Below are 17,807 nucleotides of genomic sequence, written 5' to 3'. Positions count from 1 at the left end.
CTATCAAACACTTGGCCCCGGAATGACCTTTGCCTTGCGCAAGCGACTTGACGCCCATCGGCGTTACGGTCAAAACAAAAGGGCTGGTGCAATGCACCAGCCCTTCTTACGCACGCGCAACGGCGGGGTCGGGGGACTGCGCAGACAAGTCTGCAACCGTCGCGAGCGCGCCGACAAAGCCGGTCTGTTAATTCAGACCGGCTTTGCTTTTTGGTTTATTCCGCCGGATGTTCGTGGGCGGCCTTCACATCACCGCGTTTCGAACGGCTTTTGGCGAAGGTGCCAACAATCAGCACGAAGAACAGCGGCACGAAGAAGATCGCAAGGATCGTGGCAGCAATCATGCCGCCCATCACCCCGGTCCCCACCGCAACACGCGCCCCCGCACCGGCACCGGTACTGATCGCAAGCGGCAGAACGCCCAGCGTGAACGCCATCGAGGTCATGATGATCGGACGCAGACGCTGACGCGCGGCCTCGACCGTTGCCTCAAGCAGGCCCATCCCCTGATCATAAAGTTCGCGCGCGAACTCGACGATCAGAATGGCGTTCTTGGCCGACAGACCAATCGTGGTCAGGATCGCCACCTGGAAGTAAACGTCATCGGGAAGCCCGCGCAGCAGCGCTGCAATCACGGCCCCCAAAACGCCCAGTGGCACGACCATCATCACCGAAACCGGAATGGCCCAGCTTTCATACAGTGCGGCAAGACACAGGAAGACCACGATCATCGACAAGGCATAAAGGGCCGGGCCCTGTTCGCCTGCCTCGCGTTCCTCATAGGAAAGCCCCTGCCATTCAAGCCCCATGCCGCCCGGAAGCTTGGCAACGATTTCCTGCATTGCCGTCATCGCATCACCCGATGCAACGCCCGGTGCCGCCTGCCCCTGAATATTGACAGACGAAAGACCGTTAAAGCGCTCCAGTCGCGGCGAGCCATAAGTCCACTGCGTGGTCGAGAAAGCCGAAATCGGCACCATCTCACCATGGCTGTTGCGGACATACCAATGATCCATATCTTCGGGCATCATGCGGTATTTCGCATCGGCCTGAATATAGACCTTTTTCACGCGGCCTTTTTCGATGAAGTCGTTGACATAGCTTGACCCCCAGGCCGCCGCCAGCGTCCGATTGACGCTTGCCAGATCAATGCCCAGTGCACTTGCTTTTTCCTGATCGATATTGATGTCAAACTGCGGCATATCGTCAAGGCCGTTCGGACGCACACCGACCAGACGCGGGTCCTGTGCCGCCATACCAAGCAACTGGTTGCGTGCCGCCATCAGGGCGTCATGCCCCGCACCACCACGATCCACCAACTGCATGTCAAAACCGTTTGCCGTCCCCAGTTCGATAATCGCAGGCGGGGCAAAGGCAAACACCATGGCTTCGCGGATCTGGGCAAAGGCACCATAGGCCCGCCCGATCACCCCTTCAACCGACTGTCCCGGCCCGGTACGTTCCGACCAGTCCTTGAGGTTGACGAAGGCAAGACCGGCATTCTGGCCGCTACCTGCAAACGAGAAGCCCGCAACGGTAAAGATACCGTTCACCACTTCCTTCTCGTCCTCCATGAAGTGCTTTTCAAGCTTCTTGAGAACCTCGACCGTCCGCTCCTGCGAGGCACCGGCCGGCAGCTGAACCATCGAGAACATGATCCCCTGATCCTCTTCCGGCAGGAACGAACCCGGCAGACGCACGAACAGGAAGGCCAAAGCCCCGACAAGAATGCCATACACGAACAGATAACGCCATTTGCGGTTCACCACATGGCCAACACTGCCCTGATAGAAATTGTTGGTTTTATCAAACCCGCGGTTGAACCAGCCAAAGAAACCTTTCTTGGCATGCGGATCGGTTTTGGACGGCTTAAGCATGGTCGCGCAAAGGGCCGGTGTCAGGACAATCGCCACGATCACCGAAAGCACCATCGCCGAAACAATGGTGATCGAGAACTGGCGATAAATCGCCCCAGTCGAACCGGCAAAGAACGCCATCGGCACAAACACCGCCGACAGAACCAGCGCAATACCGACAAGTGCACCGGTAATCTGGCTCATGGATTTGCGCGTTGCTTCACGCGGCGGCAAGCCGTCTTCATGCATCACGCGTTCGACGTTTTCGACCACAACAATGGCGTCATCGACCAGAAGACCAATCGCCAGCACCATGCCAAACATGGTCAGCGTGTTGATCGAATATCCGAACGCCGCCAGAACGCCAAACGTACCAAGCAGAACCACCGGCACCGCAATCGTCGGGATCAGGGTCGCGCGCCAGTTTTGCAGGAAGACGAACATCACGACGAAAACAAGCGCGATGGCCTCAAACAGGGTCCGGACCACTTCCTCGATCGAAACCTTGACGAATGGGGTCGTGTCATACGGATAAACAACTTCCATCCCCTGCGGGAAGAAAGGTTTAAGCTCCTCTAGACGGGCTTTCACCGCCTCGGCGGTATCAAGTGCGTTGGCCCCGGTCGCAAGGTTGATACCGATACCGGTCGCACCCTGCCCATTATAACGCGCAACGACGTTATAGCTTTCGCCGCCGATCTCGATACTCGCAACATCCCCCAGACGGACCTGCGATCCATCGGTATTCACACGCAGCAGAATGTTGGCAAACTGGTCAACGGTCTGAAGCTTGCTTTGCGCCGTAATCGTCGCGTTGATCTGCTGGCCCGGCACCGACGGTGCGCCGCCGATCTGACCGGCCGTGACTTCCGTGTTCTGCGCTTCGATTGCCGAACTGACATCGGAAACCGTCAGGTTATAGGAAATCAGCTTGTTCGGATCGAGCCAGATGCGCATCGCGTGCTGCGCACCAAACACCTGAACCGAACCGACACCATTCACACGTGCAATCGGGTCTTCGATGGTTGACACCACAAAGTCCGAAAGGTCCTCGGCGTTCATCGAACCATCGGCAGACACGAAACCAACCACCATCAGGAACGAACCGCTTGATTTGGAAACGGTAACACCCTGCTCCTGCACCTCCGCAGGCAGACGTGACATCGCGGCCTGCAGCTTGTTCTGCACCTGAACCTGCGCGATATCGGGATTGGCTTCCGGCTCAAAGGTCAGCGTGATGCTCGCACTGCCCGTCGCGCTACTGTTTGACGATATGTATCGCAGATGGTCGAGCCCGTTCATTTCCTGCTCGATAACCTGCGTCACCGTGTTTTCAACGGTTTCCGCCGAAGCGCCCGGATAAGTTGCCTCGACCTCTACTGAGGGCGGTGCAATCGACGGATATTGCTCGATCGGTAGCTGCAAAATGGACAGCCCCCCCGCCAGCATGATCACCAGGGCCACAACCCAGGCGAAGACGGGGCGATCAATAAAAAACTTTGCCATTAGAAATCGTCCTTAATCGTCAGCTTACTGGGCTGAACCTTGGGCGGCACCCTGGGCAGCATTCGCATTCTCGACAGGCTGCGCCGTTACCGGTGCCCCCGGTGCGATACGCTGAATGCCATCGACGATCAGCTGTTCGCCATCTTCGACACCCGCGGTCACCAGCCAGTTTTCACCCTGTGACTGTTCGATCTGGATATCCTTGGAAACGACCTTGCCGTCACCGATGGTGTAAACATATGCTGTGCCATCCGGACGGCGCATCACGGCTTTCTGCGGCACAAGGAAGGCCCCTTCAAGCTTGCCCTGACGCACTTGTCCACGCACGAACATGCCCGGCAGCAAAACACCGTCGGGGTTCGGGAAAACCGCACGCAAACGAACCGTTCCGGTGGTTTCATTCACCGATACGTCGGAAAACTGCAACGTCCCGGTATGGGGATATTCAACACCGGTCGCATCAATGATCAGGGCAACTTCGATCTTGCCGTTTTCAACACCCTGAATGCGGCCGCTCTGGATCGCCTGCTTGATCTTCATTAACCGGCCACCCGCCTGTGTCACATCGACATAGATCGGATCAAGCTGGGTAATCGTGGTCAATGCGTCCGTCTGGTTGGCGGTCACAAGCGCACCTTCGGTCACATCAGACGAACTGATCTGGCCGGAAATCGGGGCGGTCACCGTGGTATATTCCACATTGATCCGCGCCTGATCGACCTGTGCACGTGCGGCGGCAACATCTGCATTTGACTGTGCCTTGGCGGCAACGGCGTCATCATAGGTCTGTTCTGAAACGGCCTGTGTCTTGACCAGCTTTTCATAACGCGCCAGCGTCTTGGTCGTCTGATCAAGGGTTGCGCGCTGCTTGGCAAGTTCCGCCTGTGCCGCGTCAAGTTCCGCCATATAAACGGCCTGATCAATCATATAAAGCTGCTGACCGGCTTCAACAAACGCGCCTTCGGTAAAGTTGCGTTCCTTGATGATACCATCGACCTGCGGGCGCACGGCAGCCTTGCGGAAGGCAACGGTACGACCCGGCATTTCCTCGATCAGACCAACGGTCTGCGCTTCAAGTGTCATGGTACCAACCGGCGTTGCCTGCGGTTGCTGCTGTGCGCTGGCATCCGACTGTTGCGCTTCTTTCTGCTCGTCACAGGCCGCAACCATCAATGCAAGCACAGCAACGCCTGCAAGTTTCAAACAAGATCGCATCGACAAAATGATTTTCCTTCTCACAGTCCTGTAAGCAGCGCCGCCGTGCCGGGGAATATCAGGCAGCTTTGCCATTGAATTATTAAATACTGTACGGTACAGTACACATTGTGCGCTGCACGATCAAGAGCCAAAAACCAACGTCGACAGAAAAGATCGAAAAACCATGAGCGAAACGTCAGAAACCCAAGGAAAACAATCCAGTCGCGGCTTCGCACGGCGACGCGCGATGATGGATGCTGCATGGCAGATTCTGCTAGAGAAAGGCTTTTCTGGCGTTACGCTAAATGACGTAATTTCTCGATCCGGTGGCTCCCGTACAACTCTCTACGAGGCATTTGGCGGAAAGGATGGGTTGCTGACTGCCGTTATGACAGAACGGTGCATGGCGTTTTCCGCCGAACTGCATATTTCGCTGGAATCCAATCTCCCCCCTCGTGACGCTTTGACCGACTTCGCCTTTAAACTATCGACCAAGATACTAACCGAGGAAGCCGTTCGCTTCACGCAGATTCTGTGCTCCGAAGGACAGCATTTCATACCAATGGTTGAGAAGTTCCTTGAAGTCGGGCCCGAAAGCACGCGCAAACACCTTGCAAACTACCTGAAACGCCAGAACGACCTTGGGAATCTTGCCATCGACGACCCCAACCATTACGCCGAAATCTTCAATGCGATGATTGTCGGCGACTGGCAGAATCAGGTGATGAAAATGATCTCTCCTCCGAAACTCAGCGAGGAAGAGATCACAAAAAGGGTCAGACGCGCCGTCGACGTCTTCCTGTGTGGGGTCACCGTCGAAAGCAAGCGTGACAAAATCGGCTGCGCCACCGACTGACCGGCAACGCCTCCATGCTTTCCAGATGACAGCCAGGACAAGATGTGATCCATGTCACACTTGTGTCTTTCTGCTGTGCTTCGCCTGCCCTCACCATAATCCCTGCCCCATCTTCACCAAATTTGCGCTAAACAATGGAACCGTTCAAACCATTACCCATAGGGGTCTTGATCATGCCTGTACGCCGTATTGTCATCGGCATTGGTGTTTCTCTGATTTCCATTTGCGCCGCCGGTGCAAATGCCTTTGCGCTTGAAACGCAAAAGGCGCGCGAAATCATGGATGGAATCCTGATGCAAAACGGCATTTCCGCAACCGAAACATCCGCGGAAAACAGCAACGGTGCGGTCACCTTTACCTATGACGGTGTGCGCCTTGATCTCAGTGGCTACAGCACCGCGCGTGAACTGGCCCTTGAAGATGTCCGGGTAACGCTAAGCGATACCGATATCGCCAATCAGGTCGATATCGACATTGCCCTGCCCGAACGCGGCAAGATGCTGGCCGATGCCACCAGTGACCAGCGCGAACTGACCATGCGCAAGGCGCTCGGCAGCCTGCGCTGGAACTACATAAACGGCACCGCGGTCAATTTCACGGGTGCGGCCGATTTCCTGATTGGCGATGAACCGATCACGCGCAAACACTGGCTGATGAACGGGCTTGTCATTCGCTGGATGCCCGACGAAGCCCGCATTTCCTGGCAGGCCGCCGAATGGACCGGCCCGAACCGGGAAAAACGCGGCGCGGTCAAATCGACAAGCTTCCTGCTCTATCCCGGCGAAAATGGCGAAACCCATCTTGACTACGCCCATGATGGCCTTTGGCTGCCAAGCCTGCTGCAACCGCGCACCGTGCGCATCAAAAGCAGCAGCACCGGCCTGCCCTGGCTCGAAGCCAAACCAATCATTGAAAAGGGCTTCAATGATATGCTGACCGGTCTTGCGCCGCGCGCTGCCCGCCGCCAGATCGCCAACGAGCTTTGGCAAAAGGCCGCCGATAACGGTGCCCCGGTCAAGATTGATGAAATCTATGTCGAAGGCCGCGGCCTCGAAGCACTGGGCAAGGGTGAATTCATCGCCCAGCAGGCCGCGCGCTACGGCTTTGCAGGCCAGCTTGACCTTGACCTGATCGGACGCGAACGCCTTCAGGACCTGATCGGCACCCCGCAAAGCCCGACCCTGCTGGGCGCGCTGGTGCCCTTTGCCGTCGATGGCCTTGCCGCCGGTGAACCCGGTCAACAAGGCATGACGAATTACGATGTCGAACTGTTGCGCGATGGCCGGATTGTCGTGAATGGCGTAACGGTATTCAGCGCCGCAAGTGGCAGCTGATAACAACGGAAAACCTGATGCCGACGACCTGCAACCGGATCGTGATCTACACGAAAAAGATCGACGAAATGGTCCATTTCTACTGCGATCTTTTCGTCTATCAGGCCATCCGCTTCGAAGGTGACCGCATCGTCGAACTCAGGCCTGCCCTTGATGGGCTGATCCTGATGCTCCATCCCGCGGGCAAGGGCCAGAAAGAAGGCCAGTCGCTCATCAAACTGGTATTTGACGTCAAGAATGTTGAAGCCTTCCGCAAGCAACTGGTGGCCCATGGCGTTGATGTCGGCCCGATCCATCAGGCGGATGGCTATCAATTCGCCAATATGAAAGACCCGTCCGGAAATCCGGTTTCGATTTCCAGCCGGGCCTTTGCAGTCGGTTCCTGACCGGGCTTAGATACCCTGTCCGTATGCTCCCTCATTCCCGGCAATGCTTTGCGCCCCTTGCGACATCCTGTTGACGGATAATGCGGAACTTCGCATGATCCGGTGGCACGGTCGGCCTGCCACATGCCGACCCAATAAATCAGGGAGCCTCATTCCATGAAACTTTTCAAATCCGGTGCGCTTTCAGGCCTTCTGATCGCGGGTACAATGATTGCCGCCATGAACAGCGCATCCGCCGAACCGATCAGGGTCGGCATTGCCAATTTCGGTGAACACCCGCAGCTTAACGCGTCCATCGTGGGCTTCAAGGAAGCCATGGCCGCCAACGGCTTTGCCGAGGGCACCGACGTTGTCTATTCCGAAAGCCACACCAATTTCGATGCGTCTCTGGTGCCCCAGATGATCGCGAAATTGCAGGCCGAAAATCCCAAACTGATCTATACCATCACCACCCCGGTCTCCCAGATCGCCAAAAAGGCACTGGCGGGTTCGGGCATTCCAATCGTGTTTTCCGCCGTGACCGATCCGGTGGCCGCCAAACTGGTCCCGTCATGGGATAAGGGCGACGAAGGCATGACCGGCGCGTCCGATCTTCAGGACATCGCAGCCGTTCTTGAATTCACCCACAAATTCCTGCCCGATGCCAAACGTCTTGCCGTGCCCTATAACCCGGGCGAAGCCAATGATGTTGCCCTGCTTGAAAAGGTTCAGGAACTCGCCCCCGCCGCGGGCTTTACCGTTGTTCCGGTCGGCATCGATAACGTCAATGACATACAGCAACGCATCACCGCCGTCGCCGGCAAGGCCGATGTCATCTATACCCCGGCCTCAAACCTGATCCAGCCGGCAATTGCTGCGGTATCCGCCGCTGCGCGTCAGATCGGCATTCCGATTGTCAATTCCGATAGCTCGGCGGTTGCCAATGGCACCGTGCCCGCCAGCTTCTCGGTCGATTACGAACAGGTCGGCCTGAATGCCGGTAAGATTGCCGCCGAAATCCTCAATGGCAAGGACCCGGCGACCATTCCGCCATCCGCACCATCCTATGAAAACCACGCCCCGATGATTTCGAAAAAGGCCTCCGCCGCCTTTGGCATCGAAATCCCGGCCGAATTCAACGATTGCGGCTGCATCGTCGAATAAATTCCGGCCTTGTCTTTTTGTTGGCGCCCCGCATTCCGGCCTGTCCGGGGGGCGCCAATTTTGCTTTACGGAGGATACGGATGCTTGAAATCCGGTCTGCACGAAAAACCTTTTATAAAGGCCAGCCCGACGAAAAGATCGCGCTGGACGACCTGTCGCTTGCTCTCCAGACCGGCGAATTCGGTGTTGTCATCGGCTCCAACGGGGCGGGCAAAAGCACGATGCTAAACGCCATTTCCGGCGCAATGCCCCTTGATCGCGGCCAGATCCTGATCAATGGCGATGATGTCACCAATATGCCCGTGCATAAACGCGCCATGCGCATTGCACGTGTGTTTCAGGACCCGATGCTCGGCACTGCTGCCAGCATGACGGTGGCCGAAAACATGCTTCTGGCCGAACTGCGCAGCAAAAGCCGCACCTTCGCCCGTGGGCTTAATGCCAAACGCCTTTCGGATTACAAGGAACGCCTGTCGATCCTGGGTCTTGGTCTTGAAAACCGGCTTGATACCCGCGTTGAACTGCTCTCCGGCGGGCAACGTCAATCGCTATCCCTCATCATGGCGGTCGGCGGATCGCCCGATCTGCTGTTGCTTGATGAACATACCGCCGCCCTTGATCCGCGCACCGCTGATCTTGTCATGGGGGCAACCGTGCGTGCGGTTGACGCCCTTAAACTCACCACCCTGATGGTCACCCATAACATGCAGCACGCGGTTGATTACGGCCATCGCGTCATCATGCTGGATGCCGGAAAGGTCAAACTGGAAATCGGCGGCGAAGAAAAGGCCGGTGTCACGGTGGCAAAGCTGATCGATCATTTCTCGGTCAAGTCTGACGCCATGTTGCTGGGGGCCTGATTGATGATGGAATTCCTTTCTTCGACCTTCACAAGCTATATGGCGCTGGTGCCGGTCACGCTGGCACAAAGCCTGATCCTGGCTTTCGTCGTCATGGGCATCATGATCCCGTTCCGCACCCTGCATTTTCCCGACCTCACCAGCGAAGGCGCCTATCCGCTGGGCGGCTGTGTTGCCGGGGTTCTGATTGCCGCCGGGGTCAATCCGGCACTCGCCATCATCGCGGCCCTTCTGTGCGGTTTTGCTGCCGGGTGCTGTACGGCACTCATCCATCTGCGGTTTCGCATTCACACGCTTCTGGCCGGGATCCTGATGATGACGATGCTTTACAGCATCAATCTGCGCATCATGGGCAAATCGAACCTGTCGATCTTTGGCACCGGTTCGGTGTTTGACTGGGCGCCCTTTGTCACGCCGGGCTTCCCGGCGGCCAAGATCATCATTGCCGGGATCATCGGGGCGGCGGTGTTTGTGGCGCTTAACTGGTTCTTCAAAACCGAAAAGGGCACAGCCATGCGCGCGGTCGGGGCCAACCCGGCAATGGCAGAGGCACAAGGCATTTCCGTCTGGGTTTCGACCATCGGCGGTGTCGGCCTTGCCAGCGCCTTTTCGGCCACCAGCGGCGCGCTTATGGTTCAGTCACAGGGCTTTGCCGATGTGAATATGGGCCTTGGCATCCTGATCAATGGCTTGGCCGCCCTCATGATCGGCGAGGCCATCGTTGGTAAACACAGCGTCTTTCGCCAGCTCCTCGCCCCGTTTGTCGGCGCGATCATCTATTATCAACTGGTGTCACTCTGTTTGGCCGCCGGTATGCCCCCGCCCGATCTGAAACTGGCAACCGGGCTTTTCGTGCTTGCCATGCTGGCCCTGCCCAGCCTCAAACGCGGGCGTGGCGGCACACCCGCCCGCGAAAAGTTCCGCGAATGAAAGACAAGGGCGGGGTCAATTGGCCCCGCCCTTTCCATGTCGTCAGAAATCAACCGCGCTGCAAAAACAGCACGATATCCTTCACTTCCGCTTTCTCCCCCTCCGGCCCGGTAACGTTGCGCACCGCGTACCCGGCCTTGTGCAAAATCCACTCATCGGGTCTAAGATCAAGCCCGTCCAGCTCTTCCTGAAGGGTCGGGAATTGGTGTTCGCCATTGCCCTTCCGCCACGGCGGGGCCGATGCGTGCGCGATACACATGAGATATCCGCCCGGCACAAGCTTTGCCATCGCACGCCGAAGGATGTCGGCCCGTGCAAGGGCGACCGGTGACTGGAAATAGGACGCGGTGACAAGGTCATATTCCCCATCCGGTATTTCGCGTTCCAGATCGCAGGCGACAAACAGCACCCGGCCAGAAAAATCACTCCCCACCAGACGTTTCTGCGCCCGCTCTATCGCGGTTTGCGAAATATCCGCCCCCGTCACATCCCAGCCCCGCCCGGCCAGCCAAAGCGCATCATCCCCGTGCGAACAGCCAATATCCAATGCCCGCCCCGGCGTCAGGTCGGCCACATACCGCACTAGAAATTCTCCCGGATTGCCGGAATAATCGGTCTTTTTTGTCCGGTAATGATCTTCCCAGAATTCAACCGGGTTTTCCGCCCTTTCGGTCGCGTTTTGCATCGGAAATGCTCCTTCATCACAAGCCATATCGAATCATGTAACTTATGATGTATCGTAATAGCAGTCCCCGTCAAGCACGCATCGAAAACAAAACAGCCCGGCGGAATAGTAACCACCGGGCTGTCATGGATGTGCGGGCTGCGACGCGCTTAGATCAGATACTTATTAAACCACGCAATCGTGCGATCCCACGCCAGCTTCGCCTGTTCCTCGTCATAGCGGGGTGTTGAATCATTATGGAACCCGTGATTGGCACCGGGATAGATATAGGCCTCATAGACCTTGTTATGTTCCTTTAATGCCGCCTCATATGCGGGCCAGCCTTCATTGATCCGCGTGTCCAGTTCGCCAAAATGCAACAGCAACGGCACCTGAATGCGCGGCACATCGGCCACGTCCGCCTGACGGCCATAGAACGGCACGGCAGCACCCAGTTCCGGATAGGCCACCGCCGCCGCATTCGAAACACCCCCGCCATAACAAAAACCGGTAATGCCGATCTTGCCGGTGGTCGCCTCGTGCGCGGTCAGGAATTCGATGGCGGCAAAGAAATCATTCATCAATTTGGTCGGGTCGACCTGTCGCTGCAATTCCCGGCCCTTGTCATCATTGCCGGGATATCCGCCAACCGATGTCAAACCATCCGGGGCAAGGGCAATAAAGCCCGCCTTGGCCACCCGGCGCGCGACATCCTCGATATAGGGATTAAGCCCGCGATTTTCGTGCACCACCACCACACCGGGCAGCTTGCCGGTCGCGTTCGCCGGTTTGACGAAATAGCCGCGCACCTCGCCATGACCGTTGGGCGACGGATACATGATATATTCGGCGGCAATATCGGGATCTGTAAACTCGACCTGTGTCGCAAGTGCATAATCCGGGCTAAGCGACGCCAGAACCGACATCGCGGTGACCCCGCCGACGGTATATTTCGCGGCCCGGTCAAGGAATTCGCGCCGCGAAATGATCCCGTGCGCATAAAAATCATAAAGTTCAAGCAATTGCGGCGAGAAATCTTTGGCCGTCAAACGGTTCATCACAGGCTCCCTTCGGTATTAACCGGGGCGGAAATCATGAATGCGGTGGCAGGAATGCGAAAAGTTTTCGGCAATCCGCATCGGCAAGCAAATCACAAATCCGCTATCGGTGAACCAGTTCACTTCCTCCTTCCTCCCGGCGCGAAAATGCGCAAACCAAAAACGGCCGCCCCGATGGGACGACCGTCTTTTGCAAACCGGCGGATGCTTCAAAGCACCTTGGCTTACCAGCTATATTTCAACGTCGCCAGAACCGTGCGACCCTCGCCATAGAAACGGCTGCCAAACGTGTTGGACGATACATATTCCCGATCAAGCAGGTTGGTCGCATTGACCGCAAGGCTGACATTGTCCGTCACCATATAATTCACCATGGCATCCAGCACCGTATGCGATCCCAGCAGATCGGCATTGGCATCGTTGTTATAGCGTGACCCGACAAATCGCAGGCCCCCACCAATCGTCAGATCACCAAACACCCCATGTTCGGGAATGGTATAATCCAGCCACGCCGACGCGGTATGTTCAGGAACGTTTGACGGACGGTTACCGACATTGGCCGTCACCACATCGTCTTTGATTTCGGCATCAAGATAGGTATAGGCCAGCGTCAGGTTGGTCCGCGCGTCAAGCGACATCTTGCCTTCAAGCTCAAGCCCCCGCGAATTGATCTCGCCAATCTGCTGATAGGTCGATGTCGTGGAATTCCACTGCGAAACGTTTTCCTGCGTCAGATCAAACAGGGCCGCGGTGAACATCGCATCAATCGCGGTCGGCTGATATTTGATACCAACCTCGTATTGTGTGCCTTCCTGTGGCGCGGTCCCGTCCGGGCGGGATGCCGCACTGCCATAAACCGGTTGGAAGGATTCCGAATAGTTCCCGTAAACCGAAACCTCGTCCGTCGCCTTATAGGTCAGGCCAACGCGCGATGTGAATTTGTGGTCATCACGTTCGTCAAGCGTGCCACTGCTGATCGTGTCCGTATCGCTTTGGACATAATCGAAACGCCCACCCACGGTCGCGATCCAGTCATCGGCAATCGTAAGCTGTTCCTGTGCATAAAGCCCATAGGCCGACTGCGTGATTTCCGTGTCCGAACTGCTGGTAAAGTTGATGCATGAAAGCCCGCAATAAGCCGGGTTATAGGGATCAATCGGCGATGCCGTCCCGTCAAAACGTTTTTCCCGGTTCTGATCCCGGTTGAAGTCAAAACCCACCAGCGTCTTGCTATCGAACGTTTCATTCAGTGCGGTATCGTATTGCACCTGGTTGTCGACGGCGAAACGGTCAAGCTCGCCGTAAATCGCAAAAGCCCAACGATTGCCAAGCGGCGTGGTGTCGTTCAGATAAACCGTCTCGTAATCCAGATCGACATGGGTATATCGCGCATTCTGGCGGAATTGCAGTTTGTCGGTAATCTGGTGTGAAAACTCGTAACCGATATTGGTTTCTTCGGTATCGAAAGTGTTGAAATCCGGTTCACCGAAAAACGCATTGCGGCTGGTTTCGATCCCGGTCGGGAAACCATAACCCAGATTGCTTTCGCGGTTGCTGTAACTGGTCAGGATCGTCAATTCCGTACCTGCCTTCGGCTTATAGGTAAAGGCAGGCGCCACATAAATGCGGTCATCCTGCGAATAATCCTGTTCGCGTTCCGCATCCTGCCAAAGCCCGGTCAGGCGATAGGTCCAGTTGCTGCCTTCCGCGACCGGCCCGGTCACATCCCCGCCACCCCTTACGTGATCTTCGCCAAAGGTCGTGAAAACCTCTCCCCCCGCTTCATCCTGAGGGCGCTTGGTAATCAAATTCACCAGGCCCCCCGGCCCGTTCATGCCAAACAGGCTTGATGTCGATCCTTTCAGGACATCAACCTGCTGAAGGCCATAGGGTTCCTGGCGGGCGGTTGTGAAGTTATAGGTCCGCGACGACAATCCATCGCGATAGGTCGAAAGCGACGAATAAAATCCCCGGATACGGATATAGTCATACCGCACATCCGATCCGTATTCGCCCGCCTGCACGCCTGCACTATAGGCCACCGCCTGCTGCACATCCTGCACATTCCGCGTTTCCAGTTCCTTCTGCGTCACCACGGACACGGCGGCGGAATCATCCAGAATGGGTGTATCGGTTTTCGATGCCGTGCGCGACCGGCTGGCAACAACGCTGTCGCGTGTCGGGCCCATCGGGCCATAGGCCCGCTCTGCATTGCCCTCGACCCGGATCGGATCAAGAACTTCGCCTTCGGCCGCCGCACCGGTTACGATCTGCTCGACCACCACCGTGCCGTCATCGGAAATATTGTAACTCAGGCCACTTCCGGCAAACAGCCGGTCCAGCGCCTGCTGCGATGTCATGCTGCCGCTGACCGCAGGCGCATCAATCCCGCGCACAAGCGCCCCATCCACCGTGATCTGAAGCCCCGACTGCTGCCCGAACAGGGCCAACGCACTGGTCATCGACTGCGCCGGAATTTCAAACGCATGTGACGCGCCAAGGACCCCCGCCCCGCTTTGCGCCACCTGCTGCTGTGCCGTCGCCGGTGCCGCGATCAATACCGGCACCAATGCGCTTGTCACCAAAAGCGCGCCTGCAAAAACCGTCTGTCTGCTGCGGCTCCGCATGCCCGCCTTACCCCCTGTGGTCATTCCGTCATCTCCGTTCTGCGTCATATCCATGATCGCAAATGAGAATAAAAACGCTTCTCATTTGCGCTTAAAACACAAAACGTGCCTCGGGGATTTTTTTTCAAAAAAACTTCGGAAAATTTTTCAGATTTTTGTCAAACGGCCTGCGTCAGGCCGTTCTCAGGATGCCGACACCAGCAAAACCCACGGCGTCACCTGCCGCACCACCGCATTTTGCGCCCGCGCAATCCCGCGAAGGGCCGCCAGCGGATCGGCAAGGTTATAAACCCCCGTCACCGTCCGGGTCGCCAGCGTATCATCGGTAATGATGATCCGGCCCGCATAATAACGCCGCAGCCCGTCAATCACGGTGCCCAACGGCTGATCCTGCGCAATCAGCTGGTTCTGACGCCAACTCGCGATCTGCCCGGCCGGAAGGCTGCCACGCGCCACCGCCCCCTGCCATGTCACACTGGCACTTTGTCCGGCTTCAAGCATTTCATGAACCGGCGGGTTAATCGCATCAAATCCGACCCGCACCAATCCATGTTCGACCGCAACCAGCGTACCGACATCATTGCGCCGCACGTCAAACCCGGTGCCCAGCACCGTGACATCGACATCCTCCGACGATACCCGAAATGGCCGCTCGGGGTCGGGCGTCACGTCAAAAAACGCTTCACCGCCCAAAAGCGCGATATGGCGCTCCCCCGCCTCAAACCGCACCCGGATCGCACTTTCCGGTGCCATCGTCACCGTGCTGGCATCGGCAAGGGTGATGGTCCGCATTTCGGCGGTGTCGGTCACATAATCGGCCTGCCAGCCGGTCACGGCACGGCTAACGATCCCCGGCCCGACCACGGCGGCAAAAAGCGATGCGGCAATTGCAAGCCCGCCACCAAGCAGCATCTTCCGCCGTCCGAACGTCGGGCGGACAATATTGTCTTTACGCGATGATGATGAAACAGATGATCCGTCACCGCCCGCCCGCATCTCATGCACAAATGGCTGCCATCGGTCGGCATGTTCGGGCACACCTGCCGCCATCACATCGGCTGCCAGGCGGGTTGCATTCCATGCCTGCATATGGGCCGGGTCGGCATCACACCATGCCGCGAATGCGCGCAGAATATCCTGATCGTCCGGCTCTTCCTGCAACAGGATCAGCCAGTCGGTCGCCTCCCGTGAGGCCTGCGGCGGGATCGCATCTGTGTTCGCTGCCATTCTCGTCTCTATCCCCGGTCGGTCTCGCAAATTGCGGGTGCGGACCGGCCTGCCCCGAAAAAAACCAAAGCCAAAATCCCTGCAACTACTAAACGCATTTGCGGAACTTTTTTCTATAAATATTGTGAAACCGGCTCATGCCTGATCCAGCCGCTGCTTGCAATGCTCGATCCCGTCCGCCACCAGCTTGTGCGCCAGCGGCACGGAAATATCAAGGAAGGCGGCAATTTCCTTAAGCTTTGCGCCGCCAAACCGATGCATTTCACATGCAATGCGGGTACGTTCGGGCAATTCATCCATCGCCGCCATCACGATCGCATATTCATCCTTGTAAAGGGCGACGGTTTCCGGGTCCGGGGCGACATCGGGCGATGTCCGGGCGGCTTCGTCATAATCCCCCGCCGATGTCAGGCGGCTTTCACGCACCAGCCTGCGTTTGCTATCGAGCGCCAGGTTGCGCACGATCCGGTAAAGATACCCGGTCGCATCCTCGATCAGCCGCCCGTCCGATGCCGCATCAAACCGCAACCACGCTTCCTGCACCAGATCCTCGGCCTGCACGCGATTGCCCGTGATGCTGCTGGCATAATTCACCAGCGCCGGACGGTGCGACATGAAAAGGACAAGGGCATTGGGGTTCGCGGACAAAGCCGTATCTTCCTTCTGGACCGGCACAAACAATGGCGTATCGGAAACCGGAAACGTCACTAACAGATATTAAGACTGATTATCAATATCTTTCGCAATCTTCCCCGCCACATTCGAAAACGTTCCTTTACCAAATGGCGCTATACTCCGCGCAAGCAAGAAAGGGGGAAACCGCCATGAAAACCAGAATCCGCAAAAGCAGCCTCGTCATCCTGATCACCGGGGCCGCCGCCGCCACCTTCCTGATCGTCAGCAACCAGCTGGCCCATCGCGGCGAGGAACAGGGCGATATCGCGCGCGGCAAATCGATTGCAGAACAGACCTGCCTGCGCTGCCATATGGAATTTGCCGGTGATCCCTATCCCGACCCCGAAATCACCACCGCCCCACCGCTCGCAAGCTTCGGCCAGCGCTGGCCGATTGAAAACCTCGAAGAAGCCTTGGCCGAGGGCATCACCGTGTCGCATGATCAACTGACCATGCCGGAATTCACCTTCACGTCGGAAACCATCGCCGATCTTCTGGCCTATATGGATGATCTTTCCCAACGGGCCGATGCCAGACCGGCAAACTGATCCCGAATGATCCGGCCCGGCGGATGGTCTTTTTATCTTTTAAAAACCTGCCAAATATCCACTTTGCGCAACCCCTTATCCAGATTGCGCAGAATAAAGCCTAAGGCCCCAGATAGCGGGTTGTCCCCTTGGCAAAAGTCGCCCAAAGGATTGGGAAATCATCATTTCTCATGACCGAAGGCGTGCTGTCATATGGATCCGCATCAACCATCCCGGCGGGCACGTCAATTCTCCTGCTGGCGTGGTATCTTTGCGCACACCCGATACGGTCTTGTCCCCCTGATCCTGTCATGCGCCGCACCAATCGGATCGGCACAGGCCGCAACGTTCAACGTGACCAACACCGCCGATAGCGGTGCCGGTTCCCTGCGTCAGGCGATTTTTGATGCCAACGCTGCGGGTGGTAGCAACACCATCGATGTCCAAAATGGCCTTGGCACCATCACGCTGACCAGCGGCGATCTGAACGCGCTGAACAGCAACATCACGCTGAACGGGAATGGCAATACGCTGAGTGGCAATAACGCGTTTCGCGGCCTGTTCGTTTATTCCGGCACCGTGGCAATCAACGACCTGACCATTGAAAACGCCGTTGCGGCCGGCGGCGACGCAGGTCAGGCCGCCGGCGGCGGGGCCGGGCTTGGCGGGGCCCTGTTCGTCAAGGATGGCGCCAACGTCACCATCAGCAACCTTGTCGCGCAAAACAACGCCGCAACCGGCGGTGATGGCGGTGCACAAACCGCAAGTGGGGTCACCGGCGGGGGCGGCGGCATGGGGGGCGATGGCGGCACGGTTGTCAGTGGCACTAACGGCGGCGGCGGCGGCCTTGGCAGCGGGGCAACCGGTGGATCAAATAGTGGCAATGGCGGTGACAAGGGACCCGCTGGTGGTTTGGGCAATGGTGCGGCTGCGGTTCAGATCGGCAAGGCGCGCGCCGATC

14 protein-coding genes and 1 pseudogene are annotated in these 17,807 nt (G+C 57.4%); 8 read left to right on the top strand and 7 right to left on the bottom strand.

Translation table 11 applies throughout. The features are described 5' to 3' along the window. Positions 1-215: 215 nt before the first annotated feature. The gene (locus BC440_RS14085) at positions 216-3,362 is read right to left on the bottom strand and encodes an efflux RND transporter permease subunit (RefSeq protein ID WP_071240304.1); all 3,147 of its coding nucleotides are present in this window, start codon (positions 3,360-3,362) and stop codon (positions 216-218) included. A 24-nt stretch (positions 3,363-3,386) separates the two neighbouring features. Continuing rightward, positions 3,387-4,577 (bottom strand): efflux RND transporter periplasmic adaptor subunit, encoded by a 1,191-nt coding sequence (locus tag BC440_RS14080; RefSeq protein ID WP_071240303.1) that lies wholly within the window; start codon positions 4,575-4,577, stop codon positions 3,387-3,389. Between the two features lie 166 nt (positions 4,578-4,743). Here BC440_RS14080 and BC440_RS14075 point away from each other — a divergent pair, with 166 nt between their 5' ends. The 6 genes from BC440_RS14075 to BC440_RS14050 all read left to right on the top strand — a co-directional run bounded on the left by BC440_RS14075 (position 4,744) and on the right by BC440_RS14050 (position 10,068). Further along, positions 4,744-5,415 (top strand): TetR/AcrR family transcriptional regulator, encoded by a 672-nt coding sequence (locus tag BC440_RS14075; RefSeq protein WP_071240302.1) that lies wholly within the window; start codon positions 4,744-4,746, stop codon positions 5,413-5,415. Positions 5,416-5,588: 173 nt separating this feature from the next. Beyond that, a complete protein-coding gene (locus BC440_RS14070; protein ID WP_071240301.1) occupies positions 5,589-6,749 on the top strand; it encodes a hypothetical protein in 1,161 nt (386 codons plus the stop codon). Between the two features lie 17 nt (positions 6,750-6,766). Continuing rightward, positions 6,767-7,135, top strand: coding sequence for a VOC family protein (locus BC440_RS14065; protein WP_071240300.1), 369 nt, complete (start codon positions 6,767-6,769; stop codon positions 7,133-7,135). A gap of 156 nt (positions 7,136-7,291) precedes the next feature. Continuing rightward, the gene (locus tag BC440_RS14060) at positions 7,292-8,278 is read left to right on the top strand and encodes an ABC transporter substrate-binding protein (RefSeq protein WP_071240299.1); all 987 of its coding nucleotides are present in this window, start codon (positions 7,292-7,294) and stop codon (positions 8,276-8,278) included. 80 nt (positions 8,279-8,358) lie between these two features. Then, complete coding sequence (locus BC440_RS14055) at positions 8,359-9,138, top strand: ABC transporter ATP-binding protein (RefSeq protein WP_071240298.1); 780 nt, start codon at positions 8,359-8,361, stop codon at positions 9,136-9,138. A gap of 3 nt (positions 9,139-9,141) precedes the next feature. Next, positions 9,142-10,068 carry an ABC transporter permease gene (locus tag BC440_RS14050; protein ID WP_210766358.1) on the top strand — a complete coding sequence of 309 codons (927 nt, stop codon included), beginning with the start codon at positions 9,142-9,144 and terminating at the stop codon, positions 10,066-10,068. 49 nt (positions 10,069-10,117) lie between these two features. Here BC440_RS14050 and BC440_RS14045 read toward each other — a convergent pair whose 3' ends face one another. The 5 genes from BC440_RS14045 to BC440_RS14025 all read right to left on the bottom strand — a co-directional run bounded on the left by BC440_RS14045 (position 10,118) and on the right by BC440_RS14025 (position 16,292). Continuing rightward, positions 10,118-10,753, bottom strand: coding sequence for a class I SAM-dependent methyltransferase (locus BC440_RS14045; RefSeq protein ID WP_071240297.1), 636 nt, complete (start codon positions 10,751-10,753; stop codon positions 10,118-10,120). A 149-nt stretch (positions 10,754-10,902) separates the two neighbouring features. Then, entirely contained in the window at positions 10,903-11,790 is an 888-nt protein-coding gene (gene yghX / locus BC440_RS14040; RefSeq protein ID WP_071240296.1) for a YghX family hydrolase, read from the bottom strand. A gap of 224 nt (positions 11,791-12,014) precedes the next feature. Then, the gene (locus BC440_RS14035) at positions 12,015-14,441 is read right to left on the bottom strand and encodes a TonB-dependent siderophore receptor (protein ID WP_071240295.1); all 2,427 of its coding nucleotides are present in this window, start codon (positions 14,439-14,441) and stop codon (positions 12,015-12,017) included. A gap of 159 nt (positions 14,442-14,600) precedes the next feature. After that, the gene (locus BC440_RS14030; RefSeq protein ID WP_071240294.1) at positions 14,601-15,644 is read right to left on the bottom strand and encodes a FecR family protein; all 1,044 of its coding nucleotides are present in this window, start codon (positions 15,642-15,644) and stop codon (positions 14,601-14,603) included. Between the two features lie 135 nt (positions 15,645-15,779). Then, complete coding sequence (locus BC440_RS14025) at positions 15,780-16,292, bottom strand: sigma-70 family RNA polymerase sigma factor (RefSeq protein ID WP_083379392.1); 513 nt, start codon at positions 16,290-16,292, stop codon at positions 15,780-15,782. Between the two features lie 176 nt (positions 16,293-16,468). On the opposite strand from BC440_RS14025, the gene BC440_RS14020 reads away from it, so the two are divergent. After that, a complete protein-coding gene (locus tag BC440_RS14020; RefSeq protein ID WP_071240293.1) occupies positions 16,469-16,867 on the top strand; it encodes a cytochrome c in 399 nt (132 codons plus the stop codon). A 192-nt stretch (positions 16,868-17,059) separates the two neighbouring features. Next, positions 17,060-17,807, top strand: a pseudogene (locus BC440_RS22970) (hypothetical protein); the annotation flags it as partial.

The sequence above is a fragment of the Thalassospira sp. MIT1004 genome, assembly GCF_001858545.1.
Lineage (GTDB): Bacteria > Pseudomonadota > Alphaproteobacteria > Rhodospirillales > Thalassospiraceae > Thalassospira > Thalassospira xiamenensis.
The sequence above is the reverse complement of the archived record's forward strand: the minus strand, read 5'-3'. Positions and strand labels throughout refer to the sequence as shown.